14 protein-coding genes are annotated in these 17,439 nt (G+C 71.2%); 9 read left to right on the top strand and 5 right to left on the bottom strand.

Features of this window, described 5'->3' with window-relative positions; translation table 11 throughout:
- Positions 1–123: 123 nt before the first annotated feature.
- Entirely contained in the window at positions 124–867 is a 744-nt protein-coding gene (locus tag I3V78_RS30605; RefSeq protein ID WP_204492962.1) for a RibD family protein, read from the bottom strand.
- 138 nt (positions 868–1,005) lie between these two features.
- Here I3V78_RS30605 and I3V78_RS30600 point away from each other — a divergent pair, with 138 nt between their 5' ends.
- Both I3V78_RS30600 and I3V78_RS30595 read left to right on the top strand, forming a co-directional pair.
- Entirely contained in the window at positions 1,006–1,440 is a 435-nt protein-coding gene (locus I3V78_RS30600; protein WP_204492960.1) for a MarR family winged helix-turn-helix transcriptional regulator, read from the top strand.
- A 41-nt stretch (positions 1,441–1,481) separates the two neighbouring features.
- The gene (locus I3V78_RS30595; protein WP_204492958.1) at positions 1,482–1,925 is read left to right on the top strand and encodes an organic hydroperoxide resistance protein; all 444 of its coding nucleotides are present in this window, start codon (positions 1,482–1,484) and stop codon (positions 1,923–1,925) included.
- Positions 1,926–1,997: 72 nt separating this feature from the next.
- On the opposite strand, the gene I3V78_RS30590 is transcribed toward I3V78_RS30595, so the two are convergent.
- From I3V78_RS30590 to I3V78_RS30580, 3 genes are all read right to left on the bottom strand, one after another.
- On the bottom strand, positions 1,998–2,360 hold the full coding sequence (locus tag I3V78_RS30590) for a GFA family protein (protein WP_204492956.1): 363 nt from the start codon (positions 2,358–2,360) through the stop codon (positions 1,998–2,000).
- A gap of 94 nt (positions 2,361–2,454) precedes the next feature.
- Positions 2,455–3,546 (bottom strand): metallophosphoesterase, encoded by a 1,092-nt coding sequence (locus tag I3V78_RS30585; protein WP_204492954.1) that lies wholly within the window; start codon positions 3,544–3,546, stop codon positions 2,455–2,457.
- Between the two features lie 17 nt (positions 3,547–3,563).
- Entirely contained in the window at positions 3,564–6,317 is a 2,754-nt protein-coding gene (locus tag I3V78_RS30580; protein ID WP_204492952.1) for an ATP-binding protein, read from the bottom strand.
- A gap of 226 nt (positions 6,318–6,543) precedes the next feature.
- Here I3V78_RS30580 and I3V78_RS30575 point away from each other — a divergent pair, with 226 nt between their 5' ends.
- Positions 6,544–7,905, top strand: coding sequence for a glycoside hydrolase family 16 protein (locus I3V78_RS30575; protein WP_204492950.1), 1,362 nt, complete (start codon positions 6,544–6,546; stop codon positions 7,903–7,905).
- Between the two features lie 64 nt (positions 7,906–7,969).
- Here the strand turns inward: I3V78_RS30575 and I3V78_RS30570 are convergent, their stop codons facing one another.
- Entirely contained in the window at positions 7,970–9,724 is a 1,755-nt protein-coding gene (locus I3V78_RS30570) for a M1 family metallopeptidase (protein WP_204492948.1), read from the bottom strand.
- 114 nt (positions 9,725–9,838) lie between these two features.
- Here I3V78_RS30570 and I3V78_RS30565 point away from each other — a divergent pair, with 114 nt between their 5' ends.
- From I3V78_RS30565 to I3V78_RS30540, 6 genes are all read left to right on the top strand, one after another.
- Positions 9,839–12,229 carry a 3-hydroxyacyl-CoA dehydrogenase/enoyl-CoA hydratase family protein gene (locus tag I3V78_RS30565; RefSeq protein WP_204492946.1) on the top strand — a complete coding sequence of 797 codons (2,391 nt, stop codon included), beginning with the start codon at positions 9,839–9,841 and terminating at the stop codon, positions 12,227–12,229.
- 87 nt (positions 12,230–12,316) lie between these two features.
- A complete protein-coding gene (locus tag I3V78_RS30560; protein WP_204492944.1) occupies positions 12,317–13,489 on the top strand; it encodes a thiolase family protein in 1,173 nt (390 codons plus the stop codon).
- Positions 13,490–13,570: 81 nt separating this feature from the next.
- A complete protein-coding gene (locus I3V78_RS30555; RefSeq protein WP_204492942.1) occupies positions 13,571–14,794 on the top strand; it encodes a DmpA family aminopeptidase in 1,224 nt (407 codons plus the stop codon).
- Between the two features lie 180 nt (positions 14,795–14,974).
- Positions 14,975–16,201 (top strand): hypothetical protein, encoded by a 1,227-nt coding sequence (locus I3V78_RS30550; RefSeq protein WP_204492940.1) that lies wholly within the window; start codon positions 14,975–14,977, stop codon positions 16,199–16,201.
- An 8-nt stretch (positions 16,202–16,209) separates the two neighbouring features.
- Positions 16,210–16,752, top strand: a complete 543-nt coding sequence (locus tag I3V78_RS30545; RefSeq protein WP_204492938.1) for a hypothetical protein — start codon at positions 16,210–16,212, stop codon at positions 16,750–16,752.
- Between the two features lie 116 nt (positions 16,753–16,868).
- Entirely contained in the window at positions 16,869–17,408 is a 540-nt protein-coding gene (locus I3V78_RS30540) for a hypothetical protein (RefSeq protein WP_204492935.1), read from the top strand.
- Positions 17,409–17,439: the final 31 nt, after the last annotated feature.

Genomic DNA, 17,439 nt, shown 5'->3' with positions numbered 1-17,439 from the left:
CCAGGAGCCGCGTCATGTCGCCTTCTTCCTCCTCGGCATCTACCTGGGCCGTCTGGATGAGGCGAGCGCGCCGTCCAGCGCGGAGGGCCGCTCCAGATGGGCGGCGCGGGCAAGCGCTGAGGGTTACTTCCGGGGGGTCTTCGCGCTGGCCGACGAGGACCGGGACGAGGTGACCTCGTAGCGCATCCAGAGGAAGTCCTTCTCGAACCGGCGCACGGAGCGCAGGTGGAAGTGCGTCGCCTTGCGGCGGCCGTAGCCTTCCTCCACGTCGAACACCGAAGGGGTCCCGATGGTGCCGTCGGCGAGCGGCGCGAGCACGAGGCTCAATTCATCCACGAGGCCCGCCTTCAGGAAGGTGCCATTCATGTGGCCACCGCCATCCAGGCGCACCCGGCGCATGCCGAAGAGTTCCCCGAGCTTGCGCAGCACCAGCGCGAGATCGAGCTCGGTCTTGCCTCCGAAGATGTAGGAGACGCCCTTGGAGCGCAGGTGGTGGAGGTACTCCGCGGGGACCTGCTCGGTCAGCACCTCGATGACGTGCTCGGTGGAGACCATGTCGCTGTCCCAGCGGCACTTGCCGCTCGGGTCGATCGCCACGGCGTAGGTCTTCGACTTCTTCGCCACGAAATCACCGGGTGGCACCTCGAACGTGCCGGTGCGCGGGCGCTGCCGCTTGCTCGAGAACTCCTGCATCGTCGTGCGACCGACGACCCAGGCATCGACCTTGATCTTCTCGGCGGTCTCCTCGAAGTAGCGCGCCGAGTCCTTCAAGGCCCAGATCTTCTGGACGATCCGACCGTCCACTGAGCCGAGCATGTGGCAGGTGACGTGAGGGCGGGACGCGGTCCGGCGGGAGGGCTTGGTCATTCCCCTGGAGATAGCAGGGCGCGCGGGGGCCACGTGGGTGCCCCGGCGCCACGCTGCCACCTTGGCGACAGATCGACGGCGGGATTGATTGCTCACAATTCAATTGCGTCCAATCGAAATCGGCGGTACACATCCTCCATGTCGTCGGACGACTTCCTCCGCCTGGACCTGCAGCTGTGCTTTTCGCTCTACGCCGCGTCGCGGGCGATGGTGCAGGCCTACACGCCGCTGTTGGAGGAGCTGGGGCTGACGTACCCGCAGTACCTGGTGATGCTGGTGCTGTGGGAGACGGATGGGATGACGGTGAAGGGGTTGGGGGAGAAGCTGTACCTGGACTCGGGCACGCTCACGCCCCTGCTCAAGCGGTTGGAGACGCTGGGGCTGGTGCGCCGCGAGCGCTCCACCGAAGACGCGCGCTCGGTGCGCGTGTCGCTCACGCCGCGCGGCCGGACGATGCGCCGCAAGGCGGAGTGCATCCCCGAGGCCATTTTGCGCCGTACCGGCCTGACGCTGGAGGAACTCGGGAAGTTGCGCGAGGCCATCCAGCGGCTGTTCACGAAGGTTTCCGAGTAGTTCTCATACACCCGAAGCACTCACCGCGAAGGAGCAACACCATGGCCCCGGTCACGATCAGCCCGCTCTACACCACCACCGCCACCACCCACGGCGGCCGCAACGGCAAGCTGTCGCTCGAGAACAGCCCGCTGGACAACCTGGAGCTGGCGATGCCCAAGCAGCTGGGCGGCTCCGGCAAGACGACGGCCACCAACCCCGAGCAGCTCTTCGCCGCGGGCTTCTCCTCCTGCTTCGAGAGCGCGCTGCGGCTCGTGGCGGGCAAGATGGGCAAGAAGCTGGACGAGAAGGCCGGCGTGAAGGCCGCCGTCACCATTGGCAAGACGCCCGATGGCGGCTTCGGCCTCGCGGTGGAGCTCCAGGGCATCCTGCCCGGCATCCCCCACGAGGAGGCGCAGAAGCTGATGGAGGCGGCCCACCAGGTGTGCCCGTACTCCAACGCCACGCGCGGCAACATCGAGGTGAAGGTGTCCGTCGCCGAGTAGTCCCGCGGGTGCCTCCGGGACAGGGTGGGCGGCGGAGCGCCAGGCGCCCGCCGCCGTCCGTTCCGGGCGGTGCTAGTACTTGCGTCCGTCGACGGGCCTGGGCTTGAGGGTGGTGACGTCCACGCCCTCCAGGCAGCGCACGTTGATGGCGAACATCGTCTGCCCGTTGGGCGCCTGGCCGGTGCCGAAGGCCTCCACGCCACAGTCCGGGCAGAACAGGTGGTCCACCACCTTCTTGTTGAACTGGTACTTCGTCATCTCGCCCAGCGTGCCCTTCGTGAGGGCGAACTGCTCGGGACCCACCATGGTGAGCACCAGCCCGCGCTTGGTGCAGATGGAACAGTTGCAGGAAATGGCCGTGTCCAGGTCCGTGTTCACCTCGAACGTGAACCTGCCGCAGTGACAGCCGCCCGCGTACTTCTTCGTCTCCGCCATGTGCTGTTCTCCCGGGGCCGCGACGTGCGCGGCTCCCCTCAGGTGCCGTGGCCACCTTGGCACAGCTCGCCCCGCGTCCCGGAGGACAATCCGGTCAGGCCCGGCGCAGCGTGAGCACCACCAGCTCCGCGGGAGCGCCCCAGCGCACCGGCGGCCCCGTCGTCCCCGCGCCGAGGTTCACGTACAGCCACGAGCGCTCGCGGCGGTACATGCCCGCGGTCCAGGACGTCAGGATGCGCGCCAGGGACAGGCGGCGCACGCCGGGCACGGCGAGCTGGCCCCCGTGCGTGTGTCCCGACAGCGTCAGCTCGACGCCCCGGGCGTGGGCCATGGGAAAGAGGTCCGGGTCATGGGCGAGCAGCACCGTGGGCACGCCCTCTGGCCGCCGCGCGAGCGCCCGGGTGAGATCGTTGCGCGACGTCCACGTGTCATCCACGCCCGCCACGTACAGCCGCGCATCGCCGCGCTCCACCACCACGCCCTGGTTGCGCAGCACCTGGAGTCCGTGGCGCTCCAGCTCGCGCACCAGGTGCTCGGGCTCGGTGAAGTAGTCGTGGTTGCCCATGCAGGCGAAGACGCCATCCTTCGCGCGCAGGCCGCCCAGGGCGCGCGCCACCGCCTCCACGTGAGAGGCGCCATGGGTGATGAGGTCTCCCGTCACCGTCATCAGGTCCACCTCGAGCGCGTTGAGGCGCGCCACCCAGCGCGCCACCCGCTGCTCGGAGACCTCGGGGCCGCAGTGCACGTCGGAGATCTGCCCGATGCGGTAGCCGTCCAGCGCCGGGGGCAGGCCCTCCACGCGCACCTCGCGCCGCCGCAGCCGCGGCTCGCCCAACACGGACTTCACCCCCGAGGCCAGCGCGAACACGCCCACGACGCCCCAGACGACCTGCGGGGACAGCCCCGCGCGCACGGCGAGGCTCGCGGGGGTGAGCAGCAGGTCGAACACCAGGCACGTCACCCACCAGCCCAGGGCCAGGTGCGCCACGAAGCGGGGTCGGGCGGGGTGCCAGGGGTTTCTCAGCTGGACGAGGTAGGGCACCGAGAGGAGCCCCGCGACCAGCAAGGGCAGGGCGGAGCGGGTGGTGTCCTGGAGCCACGCCACCGTGGGCCATTGGATGACGGTGGCGAGCAGGGTCGCGAGCAGCGAGTAGGCGTAGCCGCGGGACGGAGGTCGGCTGGACATGGGGTCGGATGTCTAGCTCAGGCGTTGGCGTGCCGGGAACCTTCCATCCGCTGCAGGGGCAGGCTGAAGTGGAACGTGGTGCCCTGGCCGGGGGCGCTCTCCAGCCAGATGCGGCCGCCATGGGCCTCGATGATGCGCGAGCTCAGGTGCAGGCCCAGGCCCACCATGCCCACGTACCCCGTGGCGCCCGAGGGCAGTGGCTCGTAGAGCGGCTCGAAGACGTGGGGCTGTCGCTCGGGGGGAATGCCCGGGCCCTGGTCGTGCACGGACACCACCGCTTCACTCTCCGCGCATTCCAGCCGCACTTCGATGGGGTGCGCGGGGGGCGAGTAGCGGATGGCGTTCTCCAGCAGGTGGAGCATCACCTCGCGCATCCGCTGGGGGTCGGCGTTCACCAGGGGGACGCCCTCGCTGGAGCACAGGTGGATGGGGTGGTCGGTGCTGAGCGCGAGGCTGCTGACCCGCTCGGACACGAGGGCCCGCAGGTCCACCGGCCCCCGGTCCAGCTTCGCGACGCCCGGCGCGAGCCGCGTGGCCGTGAACAGGTGCTCCACCAGCCGGCCCAGGCGTCGGGCCCCCCGGGCGATCGCCGCCAGGCCCTTGCGCTGGCGCTCGGTGCCCTCCTCCTTCCAGGTGAGGATGTCCGCCCAGGTCTGCAGCGTCGTCACCGGCGTCTTGAGCTCGTGGGCCGCCGCCGAGAGGAACTCCTCGCGCAGCCGCAGCGCCTCGCGCACCTCCTGGAACAGCCGGGCCTTCTCCAGCGCCACGGCGACGAGCTGGCCCACGGTCATGTGGTACTCCAGGTCGCGCGGGGAGTGCGTGACGGTGGCGCGGGTCAGGCTGGTGAGCACCCCCACCATCCGTCCGCGCGAGTGCAGCGGAATGGCCACGAGCCCCCGGAAGCCCTCGCGCGTCGCGAGGATCTGGCACTCGGCCGGCTCCGGCTCGCACCAGAGATCCTCGATGACCTGGAGCGACTCCTGCCGGATGGCGCGCGCGGTGGGGGAGGACGTCTCGAGGGGGAGCTCCCGGAGCTTCTCCCGGGCGGCCTTGGTGAAGCCCTGCGAGGCCTTCAAGGCGAGGCCCGGACGCTCGCCCTCCACCATCCACAGGCCCACGGCGTCCGCGCCCAGGGCGAGGAGGCACTGCTCGCTCGCCGCCTGGGCGACGCGCTCCAACTCCACCTCCCGGACGAGGGCCTGGCCCATGCGGGCGAAGGCGCGCTCGCGCTCGAGCAGCCGGATGCGCTCGCGCTCGGTGCGGTGGCGCTCGGTGATGTCGTGGAGGACGGTCTCTCCCAGGATGATGCGGCCGGCGGCGTCCTTCACCGGCGCGCCGTTGACGCTCACCAGCAGCTCCTCGCCCGAGAGCGTTCGCAGCCGCATCTCCACGTCGGTGAAGGTCTCGCCCCGCAGGGCGCGCAAGAGGGGCAGCTCGTCGCGGGCCAGGGGGCGGCCATCCGCGTGGCGCAGGCCGTAGCGCTGGATGAACGCGTCCAGGGTCAGGTCGGGCCGCGCGCGCTCCGGCAACCCGAGCAGCCGCAGCCCCGCGGGGTTGGCGTCGCTCAGCCGCTCGTCGGGGCTGGCCAGGAAGATGGCATCCGGCACGCTCGCGATGATGGCGCCGAGCTGGCGGGCATGGCACTCGGCCTCGGCGCGCAGGGCGTCCACCTCCCGCTGGCGCTGGGCGATCTGCGCGGCCATCTGGTTCAACGCCTCGCCCAGTCGCTCCATCTCGTCGCCGGTGCGGATGCGCGCCCGCTGTCCCATCTCCCCCCGGCCCAGCGCCTGGGCGAGCGCCTGGAGCTGCCGCACGGGCCGCGCCTGGATCCGCGCGAGCGACGCGGCCATCAGGCCGCTGAACAACAGGATGCCCCCGAAGGCGGCCAGCTTCGTGTTGAGCCGGGCCGCGAGCGGCGCCAGGGCGGACTCGCGCGAGGCCACCACGCCCACGGCCCAGTGGTAGCGCGGCGTGGGCACGAAGGCGCCGAGCAACTGGGTGTCTGGCGCCAGGGGATCGTGCGCCCGGTCCACCTGGGTGGGCAGGCCCCCCAGCGCCGCGGTCACGGCGGGGAAGGTCGCGAAGGCGCCGCCTCGGGAGAAGGGCAGGGACGGGTAGCCCGTGTGGAAGGCGAGCCGCCCGTGGGGATCCACGAGGAGGATTTCCTGCCGGGTGTGGGTCCGGGCCGGCAGGGAGCGTTGGGTGAGCAGGTCGGTGCCCATCACCACGTTGACCACGCCCATGGGCTGCTCCCGGGCATCGCGGATGGGCACGGAGATGATCATCGCGGTGCGCAGGGGGCGCCGCAGCTCGATGACCTCGGAGATGACCGGCGCGTTGGTGGCCATGACCCGCTGGAAGTAGGGCCGGTCGGCGATGCGCAGCCGGGGCTCGGCGGGGGAATCCGGATCGCCCCAGCCCTGATTCAGTCCGCGCGCGTCGTAGACGCCGATCGAGTTGAAGCGCGACAGCCCCCGCGTGAGCCGCCGCAGGTGGTCATCCAACTGCCGGGCGTCCAGCATGCGCACGAGCGGATCGTTGGCCACGGCCCAGCCCAGGTCGATCGCCGCGTCGAAGGACTCGGAGACCTGCACGGCCACGGCGTGCGCCGTCAGGCTCTGCGCCTCCAGGTAGGTCTCCTGGGTGCCGCGGTCGTCCGAGACGATGTCCGCGCCCAGCAGCACCAACACGGGCAGCAGCACCGCGGCGAAGGCGAGCAACAGCTTGCGCTGGAAGGAGAGGCGGATGGGAGCGCCCGGGACGGTATGCACACCCTCTCAACCGCGCGACGTCCGACCCCTCGTCCACGGGGTCTCGCCGGGCGATCCCCGGCCGGACGGGCTGCCGAGCGGGAGCCTCCTCCGCGCGCCCCCACGATTCTGTCGAAAACCCAACAGGACCGTTTTATTTCGTTTTCCTAGAATTTCCGATAAGTCACCTTGCGCGCGCCTGGCCGGGATGGCTCCGAGCCCTGGGACGACACCACGAGGAACACACATGAACGCGAAGCTTGGGAAGACTGCGGGAATGCGCTGGCTGGCGAAGCTGGGGCTCGGAGGCGTGATGCTGGTGGCGTCGGCCTGTGGGCAGCCGGCCGAGCCCTCCGCTCCCGCGACGGCCGCGGAGGCGGTCGAGATCCAGCAGCGGGCCACGGTGGCGCCGATCGGCAAGACCATCTGGCTGCGCGCCGGGACGAACGGGAAGATCGTGTCCGCGGACCGCAACATCAACGGCAACGCGCCGCTGGTGGCCAACCGCGACGCGCCCCAGGGCTGGGAGAAGTTCGTGGTGGGCAGCGCCGGTGGGGACTACATCACCCTGCGCGTGCAGGAGACGGGCGCCTACGTGTCGGCGGACCCGAACAACGCGGGTGAGCTGACGGGCTTCCGCACCGCGGTGGGCGAGTGGGAGCAGTTCCTCTGGGTGGACTTCGGCAACGGCTCCATCGGCCTGAAGGCCAAGAGCACCGGCAAGTTCGTGGTGACGGACACCAACCGGGGCGCCCAGGCGCCGCTGTTCGCCGACCGCGCGACCGCGGGCCAGTGGGAGTCCTTCACCTGGGGCGCGGAGGGCGGCGGCACCACGCCTCCTCCCTCGGGCAGCGGCTGGGTGCAGGTGTGGAGCGACGAGTTCGACGGCACCAGCGTCAACACGTCCAACTGGGCGCCCAACACCACCGTGCACGTGAACAACGAGCAGCAGCAGTACACGAACTCGTCCGAGAACGTCCAGGTGAGCAACGGCACGCTCAAGCTCATCGCGCGCTACAAGCCCACCAACGGCTACCCCTACACCTCGGGCCGTCTGGAGAGCGCGGGCAAGCGCGAGTTCAGCCACGGCGCCGTCGAGGCGCGCATCAAGCTGCCCGTGGGCCCGGGCCTCTGGCCGGCCTTCTGGATGCTCGGCAATGACATCGGCTCCAAGGGCTGGCCGGCGTGCGGCGAGCTCGACATCATGGAGAACGTGGGCTACGGCGACTGGACCTCGGGCGCGCTGCACGGCCCGGGCTACTCGGGCAACACGCCCATCAACGCCCAGTTCAAGGCCCAGTTCGTCAACAACCCCATCAGCAACTGGCACACCTACCGCACCGAGTACTCCAGCGCGGACATCAAGTGGTTCATCGACGGCCAGCTCGTGAAGACGGTGCTCAAGTCCGAGGTGACCCGCTACGGCGCCTACGTGTACGACCACCCCTTCTACATCATCCTCAACCTGGCGGTCGGTGGCGGCTACCCGCAGGGCGTCAACGGCGCGACCTACCCGTACCCGGGCGTGCCGCAGTCCACCGCGGACCTCATCGCCCGCACGCCGCAGGTCATGGAAGTCGACTACGTGCGCGCCTTCCAGTGGCGCTGAGCCGCCGCTGAGCGGGTGAAGTCTCCGGGCGGGCCCTCACACGGGGGCCCGCCCGTTGTCTTTCTCAGGCCCGCTGGAGGATGCCCTCCACGGCCGACTGGGCGATGGGGTGGTAGCGCTCGGCGTAGCGCTGGAAGAGGCGCTGGGCGCGCGCCTTGCCCTCGGGCGAGGCGGCGAGCGCGCCGTACAGGGGCTTGAGGTACTTCATGCGGCCCACCTCGCCGAGGAAGGACTCGGCGCGCTCGAGCGCGGGCGCCCACCCGGCGCGCAAGGCCAGGCACAGCCACGAGGCGAGCACCTCGGTGTTGCGGCTCTGGGTGAGGTGGAAGCGCTCGTCGAGCTGGCGCAGGGTGTGGCGCGAGCTGTCGTGCGGCATCCACTCGATGAAGAGCTGCCACTCCGCGGGCGTCCAGTCCTTCACGTCCTCGGCCGAGGGCACCTGGCCCTTGAGCCGCGTCATGCGCTCGAGCCGCTCGGAGTGGGCGCCGGGCGCGCTCGCGGGGATGCCCGGGCGGTGCAGGTAGGCGTCGGCGTCCACCTTCGCGAGCGCGCCGGGCAGGTGCCGCTCCACGAAGTCGGTGAACTGCTCGGTGGTGAGCGCCTGGAAGCGGTGGGCGTCCAGGTAGGCGCGCAGGAAGGTGTCGAAGGCGCCCCGGCCCACGGCGTCCTCCAGCGCGCGCAGGAAGAGGTAGCCCTTCTCGTAGGGCACCTGGGAGAAGGCCTCGTCCGGGTCCACGCCCGTCAGGTGGGTGCGCAGGGCGGTGAGCTGGGGGTGCGCCTTGAAGTGCTGTACCGCGGCCTCGAGCGCGCGCCGGCCCAGGGTGGCGTGCAGCGCGGCCACGTCCGGGCCGTACAGCGCCTCGACGATGCGCCGCTCGGCGAACACGGTGAAGCCCTCGTTGAGCCAGAAGTGCTCGGCCGTGGCGTTGGTGACGAGGTTGCCCGTCCACGAGTGCGCCAGCTCGTGCGCCACCACGCTCACCAGGCTCTTGTCCCCGGCGAGCAGCGTGGGCGTGAGGAAGGTGAGCCGCGGGTTCTCCATGCCGCCGTAGGGAAAGGAGGGCGGCATGGTGAGCAGGTCGAAGCGCTCCCAGTCATACGGCCCGAAGAGCGACTCGGCCGCGCGCAGCATGGCGTCCACGTCGGAGAACTCCCGGGCGGCCGCCTCCAGCACCTCCGGCTCCGCCCACACGCGCGAGCGCGGCCCGAGATCCCTGGCCTCGAGGTTCCCCACGGCGAAGGCCAGCAGGTAGGGCGGAATGGGCTGGGGCATCGCGTAGCGCTCCACCGCCACGTCCCCGTGCTCCTCGCGGCCGAGGAAGCCCGCGGCCATGACGCCCCGGAGCGCCCGGGGCACGGTGAGCGCCGCGTCGTAGCGGATGCGCAGGCCGGGCGTGTCCTGCAGCGGCACCACGGCGCGCGCGTGGATGGCCTGACACTGACTGAAGAGGTAGGGCGCCTTTCCTCCCGCCGTCTGCGCCGGGGTGAGCCACTGCAGGGCGCTGGCCTGGGGGGATGTCCGGTAGCGGACCGTGAGCTGTTTCACTCCCGGGCGCAGCTCCACCCGCAGGCGGCTGCCGAGGATGGGCTCGGGCGGCGAGAGGAGGAAGTGCAGCGGCTGCCCGTCCGCGTCCACCACCGCGTCCACCTCCAGGTCGCGCGTGTCCAGGTCCAACGGCCCGGCCGAGGCCTGCTTGAGGGTGAGCGTGACCTCGGCGTGCAACCGACGCTCGGTGAAGTCCACGCGCGCCTTCCAACTCAGGCGCTCGGTCTCGGGTTGGGTGTCATCGCTGTACGAGTGCGGATCGCGTCGGGCCATGGGTGCCTACCTTACCCTCCACCGGGGCCACGCAGGGGCCGCACTCGCGGATTGACATTTGAATCAACCGGCGCGATGTCTTCCGCCACCCTTTTCAATCGGGAGCCTCATTCGATGACGACGCGGATCCGCAAAGTGGCAGTGTTGGGCGCGGGCGTGATGGGCAGTGGCATCGCCGCCCACCTGGCCAACTCGGGCGTTCGTGCGCTCCTCCTGGACATCGTGCCGCCCAAGGCGGCGCCCGGCGAGGACACCGCCAGCAAGGCGTTTCGCAACAAGTTCACGCTGGGCGCCCTGGCCAACCTGCGCAAGCAGAAGCCCAGCCCCATCACCTCCGAGGCGTCCCTGGGGGCCATCGAGATTGGCAACCTCGAGGACGACATCGCCCGCATTGGCGAGTGTGACTGGGTGGTGGAGGTGGTGAAGGAGGACCTGGCCGTCAAGCAGGCCTTGTTCGCCAAGGTGGAGCCGCACCTGCGCGCGGACGCCATCGTCAGCTCCAACACCTCGGGCCTGTCCATCCAGGGCATGCTGGAGGGCCGCGGCGCGTCCTTCCGCCAGCGCTTCCTGGTGACGCACTTCTTCAACCCCGTGCGCTACATGCGCCTGCTCGAGCTGGTGTCGGGCCCGGAGACGTCCCCCGAGGTCGTCCAGACGATCGCCCGCTTTGGCGAGGAGGTGCTCGGCAAGGGCATCGTCCACGGCAAGGACACCACCAACTTCATCGCCAACCGCATCGGCACCTACGGGATGATGCGCATCCTGCAGGACATGCAGAAGGCGGAGCTGTCCATCGAGGAGGTGGACAAGATCTTCGGCCCCGCCATGGGCCGCCCCAAGTCCGCCGTGTTCCGCACCGCGGACATCGTGGGCCTGGACACCTTCAGCCACGTGGCCAAGAACTGCTTCGACACGCTCGGCCATGACGAGGAGCGGGGCGTGTTCGCCGCGCCCGACTTCCTCAAGAAGATGGTCGAGAAGGGCATGCTCGGCGACAAGAGCGGCGGGGGCTTCTACAAGAAGGACCGCGCGGCGGGCGGCAAGGACATCCTCGCGCTGGACCTGAACACCCTGGAGTACCGGGCGCAGAACAAGGTGCGCTTCGAGTCGCTGGGCGCCGCCAAGGACGTGGAGAACGTGCGCGAGCGCGTGGCCGTGGTGATGCGCGGCCAGGACAAGGCGGCCAAGTTCGCCGAGCGCACCACGCTCGACTCGCTCGCCTACGCGAGCCGCCGGATTCCGGAGATCGCCGACGACGTGGTCAACGTGGACCGCGCCATGCGCTGGGGCTTCGGCTGGGACCTGGGCCCGTTCGAGACCTGGGACGCCTACGGCGTGAAGCAGGGCGTGGAGCGCATGAAGGAGCTGGGCCTCAAGCCCGCCGCCTGGGTGGAGGAGATGCTGGCCGCGGGCCGCACGTCCTTCTACGGCGTGGAGGACGGCAAGGACACGTACTGGGACATCCCCACCAGGTCCGTCAAGCGCGTGCCGGAGAACGCCCGCACGTCGCGCGTGGAGTACCTGCGCCGGGGCAACAAGAAGATCGCCGGCAATGACAGCGCCACGCTCTGGGACATGAACGACGGCGTCACGCTGCTCGAGTTCCACACGAAGATGAACTCCATCGACGACGGCATCATCGAGATGATGAACCGCGCGCTCGACGAGACGGAGAAGAACTTCCGGGGCCTGGTGGTGGGCAACGACGGGGCGAACTTCTCGGCCGGCGCCAACATCTTCTCCATGCTGTGGGCGGCCCGCAGCGGCGAGTTCGACACCCTGCGCAAGATGGCGGGCGCGCTCCAGGCGGCCAACCAGCGCATGCGCTACAGCCCGGTGCCCGTGGTGACCGCGCCCTTCAACCTGGCGCTCGGCGGCGGCGCCGAGGTGTCCCTGGGCGGCAACGCCATGCAGGCCTCGGCCGAGACGTACATGGGCCTGGTCGAGGTGGGCGTGGGCCTCATCCCCGGCGGCGGCGGCACCATGATGCTCCTGCGCAACATCATGGGGAACTACTCGGCGGACAAGGACTTCGATCCCTTCCCCTTCATCAAGAAGGCGTTCCTCAACATCGGCACCGCCAAGGTGGCCACCAGCGCCGAGGAGGCCCGCGACATGGGCTTCCTCACCGCCGCGGACGGCATCAGCGCCAACCGCGACTTCCTGCTGTCCGACGCCAAGCAGCGCGTGCTGGGCATGGCCAACGCGGGCTTCCGCGCGCCGCGCCCCTCGCGCTTCCGCCTGCCGGGCGCGAGCGGCTTCGCCACCATCGACATGATGCTCTACGACATGGAGCTCAACGGTCAGGTGTCGGCGCACGACCGGAAGATCGCCCGCAAGCTCGCCCGGGTGCTCACCGGCGGGGACACCAGCCCCTCCGTGCTGCTCACCGAGGAGAAGCTCCTGGAACTGGAGCTGGAGGCCTTCCTGAGCCTGTGCGGCGAGGAGAAGACCCAGGACCGGCTGCAGTTCATGCTCGAGAAGGGCAAGCCGCTGCGCAACTGAGGCGGCGGCGTTACGGGAAGTCCCACGTCATCCAGTGATTCCAGAGTCCTTTCGCCCGGGGCGTGGCCCCGGGCAGGAGTTAGACAGATGCCCGGTCGAGTCGTGATTGCCAGCGCGGTGCGCACCCCGTTCACCCGCGCGAACAAGGGAGAGTTCAAGGATACGCGGCCCGATACGCTCGCGGCCCTCGCCATCAAGGAGGCCGTGGCGCGCGTGCCCGGCCTCAAGCCCGAGCTGGTCGAGGACGTCATCCTCGGCTGCGCCATGCCCGAGGCGGAGCAGGGCATGAACGTGGCGCGCAACGCCGCGCTGCTCGCGGGTCTGCCGGACACCGTGCCGGGCATGACCATCAACCGCTTCTGCTCCTCGGGCGTGCAGTCCATCGCCCAGGCGGCCCAGGCCATCAAGTCGGGGATGATCGACGTGGCCATCGCCGGTGGCACCGAGTCCATGAGCATGGTGCCCATGGGCGGCAACAAGGTGAGCGCCAACCCGGAGATCATGGAGAAGCACCCCGAGGTGTACTCCTCCATGGGCGTGACCGCGGAGAACATCGCCTCGCGCTACAGCGTGTCGCGCGAGGACGCGGACAAGTTCGCCTACGAGAGCCAGCGCCGCGCCGCCACCGCGCGCGAGCAGGGCAAGTTCAACGAGGAGATCTTCCCCGTCACCACCACCGTCTTCGACGACGAGGGCAACGCCAGGCAGGTGACGGTCAGCGTGGACACCATCCTCCGCCCGGAGACCACGCTCGAGGGTCTGGCCAAGCTGCGCCCCGCCTTCAACCAGAAGGGCGTGGTGACGGCCGGTAACGCCTCGCCGCTGACCGACGGCGCCGCCGCCGCGGTGGTGATGAGCGAGGAGAAGGCCAAGGAGCTGGGCATCAAGCCCCTGGGCTACTTCGTGGACTTCCAGGTGGCCGGCGTGCCCCCGGAGATCATGGGCATCGGGCCCGTGCCCGCGGTGAAGAAGCTGCTGGCGAAGAACAACCTCAAGGTCGAGGACATCGACGTCTTCGAGCTCAACGAGGCGTTCGCCGCCCAGGTGCTGCACTGCATCCGCGAGCTGGGCGTGCCGCTGGAGAAGGCCAACCCCAACGGCGGCGCCATCGCCCTGGGCCACCCGCTGGGGGTGTCCGGCGCGCGCATGGTGGCCACCATCCTGAGCGAGCTGGGTCGGCGCAAGGGCCGCTACGGCGTGGTGTCCATGTGCATCGGCGGTGGCATGGGCGCCGCGGCGCTCATCGAGCGCGCCGAGTAGTCCTTCCCGCTTCTGCTCCGACGTTCCCCGGCGGCCCTTCCCGTGTGTCAGGAGGGGCCGCCGTTTTCGTAGGCTCCGGGCATGAACCCCCTCCTGCCCTGTCTCCCCGCGCTGCTGCTGGGCCTCGCGCCCGCCGATCCGAGCCCCCCGGCGCCGAAGTCCCCGACCGCCAGGCCCCGGGCGCGTGACCTGGGCATCACCTTCGGAGGGCAGGCGGGTCCCCTCAACGCCATCACCGACGTGCCCGGCGTGGAGGTGGGGCACACCACGCTGCATGCCGGGGTGGGCGCCCACGCGGTGCGCACGGGCGTCTCCGCCGTGCTGCCCCGGGGCCGCGCGCGCATCGCCGAGCCCCTCTTCGCCGCCACCTACAACCTCAACGGCAACGGGGAGATGACGGGCACGCACTGGGTGAACGAGTCCGGACTGCTCACGGGCCCCATCATGCTGACCACCACCCAGAGCGTGGGCGTGGTGCGCGATGCCGTGGTGCGCTGGGGCGCGCAGCGGGGCCTGGCCTGGGAGCTGGGCCTGCCGGTGACGGCGGAGACCTATGACGGTCTGCTCAACGACGTGAACGCCTTCCCCATCCAGACGACGCATGCCCTGAGGGCCATCGACGGCGCGCACGGGGGGCCCGTGGCCGAGGGCAATGTCGGGGGCGGCACGGGCATGACCTGCCATGGCTTCAAGTGCGGCATCGGCACCGCCTCGCGTCGGCTCGAGGAGGCGCACGGGGGCTACACGCTCGGGGTGCTGGTGCAGGCCAACTACGGCGTCCGCCGGCTGCTCACCGTGGAGGGTGCGCCCGTGGGCCGGGAGATCTCCGACCTCCAGCCCTGTTACGCGGGCCCGGCGGCCCCGGCCTCCGTCCCCGACATGCGCCCGTGCGTCGAGAGCCCCAAGACCGTGCCCGAGCGGCTGAACCGAGACCAAGGCTCCATCATCGTGCTCGTGGCCACCGACGCGCCGCTCTTGCCCCACCAGCTCGCGCGGCTCGCGCGGCGGGTGCCCCTGGCGCTCGGGAAGATGGGCAGCATCGGCGGCGACTCCTCGGGCGACCTCTTCCTGGCCTTCTCCACCCAGCCCACCCAGGCACCCCAGGGGCTCCGGGTGGCGCGCGTCGAGTCGCTCGACAACGGCGCGCTCGATCCCCTCTTCGAGGCCACGGTGCAGGCCACCCAGGAGGCCATCCTCAACGCGCTGCTCGCCGCGGAGACGATGACGGGCAACAACAGCGTGCGGGTCTTCGCCCTGCCCGCGGACCGGCTCGTCGAGTCGGTGCGCCGGCACGCGGGGCCCTGACGTCCATCCCGCGCGGGGGATGCGGCGCGCGCCTCGGGACGCGTGGGGCGGAAGGCCCGGGCCGTGTGCCCTCGGAGAACGGGCACGGAGGGCGTGGCCCGGGGCTTGCCCTGGTGGGGGAGGCCGCGCGCCGTCCGTGCATGAAGCCGGGAGCGTGCCGCGGCCAGGGGGTGGTGGCACATGAGCCGTGGGGCGGTGGGCCGGAATGACGATGTCCTGGTGTTGGGCATGAATCCCCATGTCCAGGCGGAGGCCGAGGCGATCCAGAAGTCCCATCCCGGGGCCCGGGTCACGACGATCCGGGACAGTGCCTGGGGGGACGATCAGGTGCGGGGCGCGCGGGCGGGAGGCGGGCAGGGGCTCCACGACTTGCGCTCGGAGGCGGGCCTCCAGTCCTTCGTGGCGGGTCTGGCGCTGCCCTGGGCGCAGGGCCAGCGGGTGGTGGCGGCGCTCGCCAGCGCGGGGCCGGATGCCCGGGACGAGCTCGCGCAGCTGGCCCAGGTGTGGGCCCGGGCGGAGAAGGGCGGGGTGGTTCCCTCGCGGCTCGTGCTGTCCGGACACAGTGGGGGCTTCAGCCTGTGGGGCGAGGCACCGGGCTTCACGAACGGCGCGCTCACGCGGGGCAGCCTCGCCCAGCTCGCGGCGGCGATGCCCCGGGCGGCGGCCGGGGTCGAGGACCTGTGCATCGCGGCCTGTTACAACGGCGGGGAGACGTCCGTGGACGCCTGGCGCGCGCTGTTTCCCCAGGTGCGCACGGTGTGGGCCTACGACGGCAGCGCGCCCGGGACGTTCTCCGGGGCCACGGCCCACCTGGCGCGCTGGGAGAAGGCGACGCGGGGGGCGGTGGACGTGCTCCGGGCGGATCGGGCGCGGGGGCTGCGCAAGGGCGAGAACGTGGCCGTGTGGTCGCGCCGCGAGGGCCACCAGACGGCCACGGTGCGCGCGTCCACCGCCGAGCTGCGGGAGCGCCAGGCCCTCGGGCAGGCCACCTTCACGCGCCACTTCGAGGGGCGGGAGTCCGTGCGCGACCCGCAGCGGGGGCCGCTGCGCGAGCACTACAACACCCTGCAGTCGCTGCTGGGCCGGCCCGAGGTGTCCGCCGGGGAGCGGGTGGCGCTGGAGCAGGCGCGGGATCAAACGCTGCGGGTGCTCTTCTACGGCAACGTGGCGGAGCGGTTTCAGCACACGCATGAGGCCATCCTCCAGCGGGGCTTCGAGGCGTTGGGCTGGCGCGCGCCGGACTTCTCCCGGCTGAGCCGGGCCGAGGCCCTCGCGCGCATCCAGTCCTTCGGCGCGGAGCTGTCCCGCCGTCAGCCGCCGCCTCGGGAGGCGCAGCGGCTCTGGCCCCTGCTCACCCAGGGCCTGCGCGAGCTGCGGCGCGCCCACATCCCGGACCACTGGCTGTGAGCGCGCGCGTGTTTCGAGGGCTCGGGGTGGGGGTGGGGCTGCTGCTGGCTTCCGGGGTCCGGGCGGAGCCTTCCCTCGGGGGCGCGGCCGTCTCCGAGGCCGCACGGGCCCGCTGTCGGGGGGACCTGGAGCGCGTGCTGTCCGAGGCGGCGCGCTTCGGGGCGAGCCAGCGGCGGGCGCAGGCGCTGCTGGCGGGGCTGTCCACGGCGTGCGAGGGCGTGCTGCCCGAGGCGCTCCGGAGGGGGGCGGGCCGGGCGGCCTCGGCGCGGCGTCAGGAGCGGGCGGGGGTGCTGTGGGAGGCGGCGCGGGGCTTCGTGCCCGAGTCCTGCCTGCCGCTCGGGGAGGGGGGCGCGCGGGCGGTGGTGCCGCGCTGTCCCCCGCCCGAGGACACCCACTTCGTGGCCCCCCTGCCCGTGAGTCTGGACGTGGGCAGCTACGTCTTCGCGCTCGCGGTGCGGACGCAACTGCTCACCCAGGGGGCTTACGACGAGCGGGCCCGGCGCTGGGTGGCGGAGTTCCTCCTGCGTCGCGCGCTGGAGGGGGAGGGGTGATACCCCGAGGGGCAGCAGGCGAGGGGGGAGCAGGCGAGGGGACGTGGGACCCCCCTCTATCGCCCGGGGTCTCGGAGCGGGCAGAATTTCCCGGTCCCCCTCGGAGACCTCCCCGCATGTTCGGCAGACTGCTGTCGTGGGCGCGGCGCCACTCGCGTCAGGCGCTCGCTCTTCTCTTCGCCCCGGGCCTGCTCGCCCTCGCCTTCGATGCCGCCATCGCCCACTGGGCGGGCAAGGACTTCGACAACCGGGTGCAGGCGGTGCCGGTCGTCTACGGCGTGGTGGGCTTCGTGTTGATGGTGGCCGTGTGCATCCCCCGCTCGCGCACCGTGTTCGCGTGGACGGCGCGGATCGTGGGCGCGGCGGGCGTGCTCATCGGCCTCGTGGGCACGGTCCTGCACGCCGTCAAGCTGTGGCAGGAGCTGGAGGGCATGTACTCCATCTCGAGCGTCGAGGGGGCCTTCTCGGTGGCGCCGCCGCTGCTCGCGCCGCTGGGCTTCGCGGGGCTGGGGGCCTTGTTGTTCTTCCTGCCCAGTGCCCGGCTGCTGCTGCGCCTGCGGGTGGGCTCGCCCATAAGCTCGGGTGAGGGGAGCCTCAAGCACCTCGCGTCCGGCGAAGTGTCCGTCTCCGAGCGGCGGGACCGCCGGAGCGCCTGAGGCGCCGGGTGGTGCCTCGCGTCCGCGAGGT

Source organism: Archangium primigenium (genome assembly GCF_016904885.1).
In the GTDB taxonomy this organism is placed as follows: Bacteria; Myxococcota; Myxococcia; order Myxococcales; family Myxococcaceae; genus Cystobacter; species Cystobacter primigenius.
The sequence above is the reverse complement of the archived record's forward strand: the minus strand, read 5'-3'. Positions and strand labels throughout refer to the sequence as shown.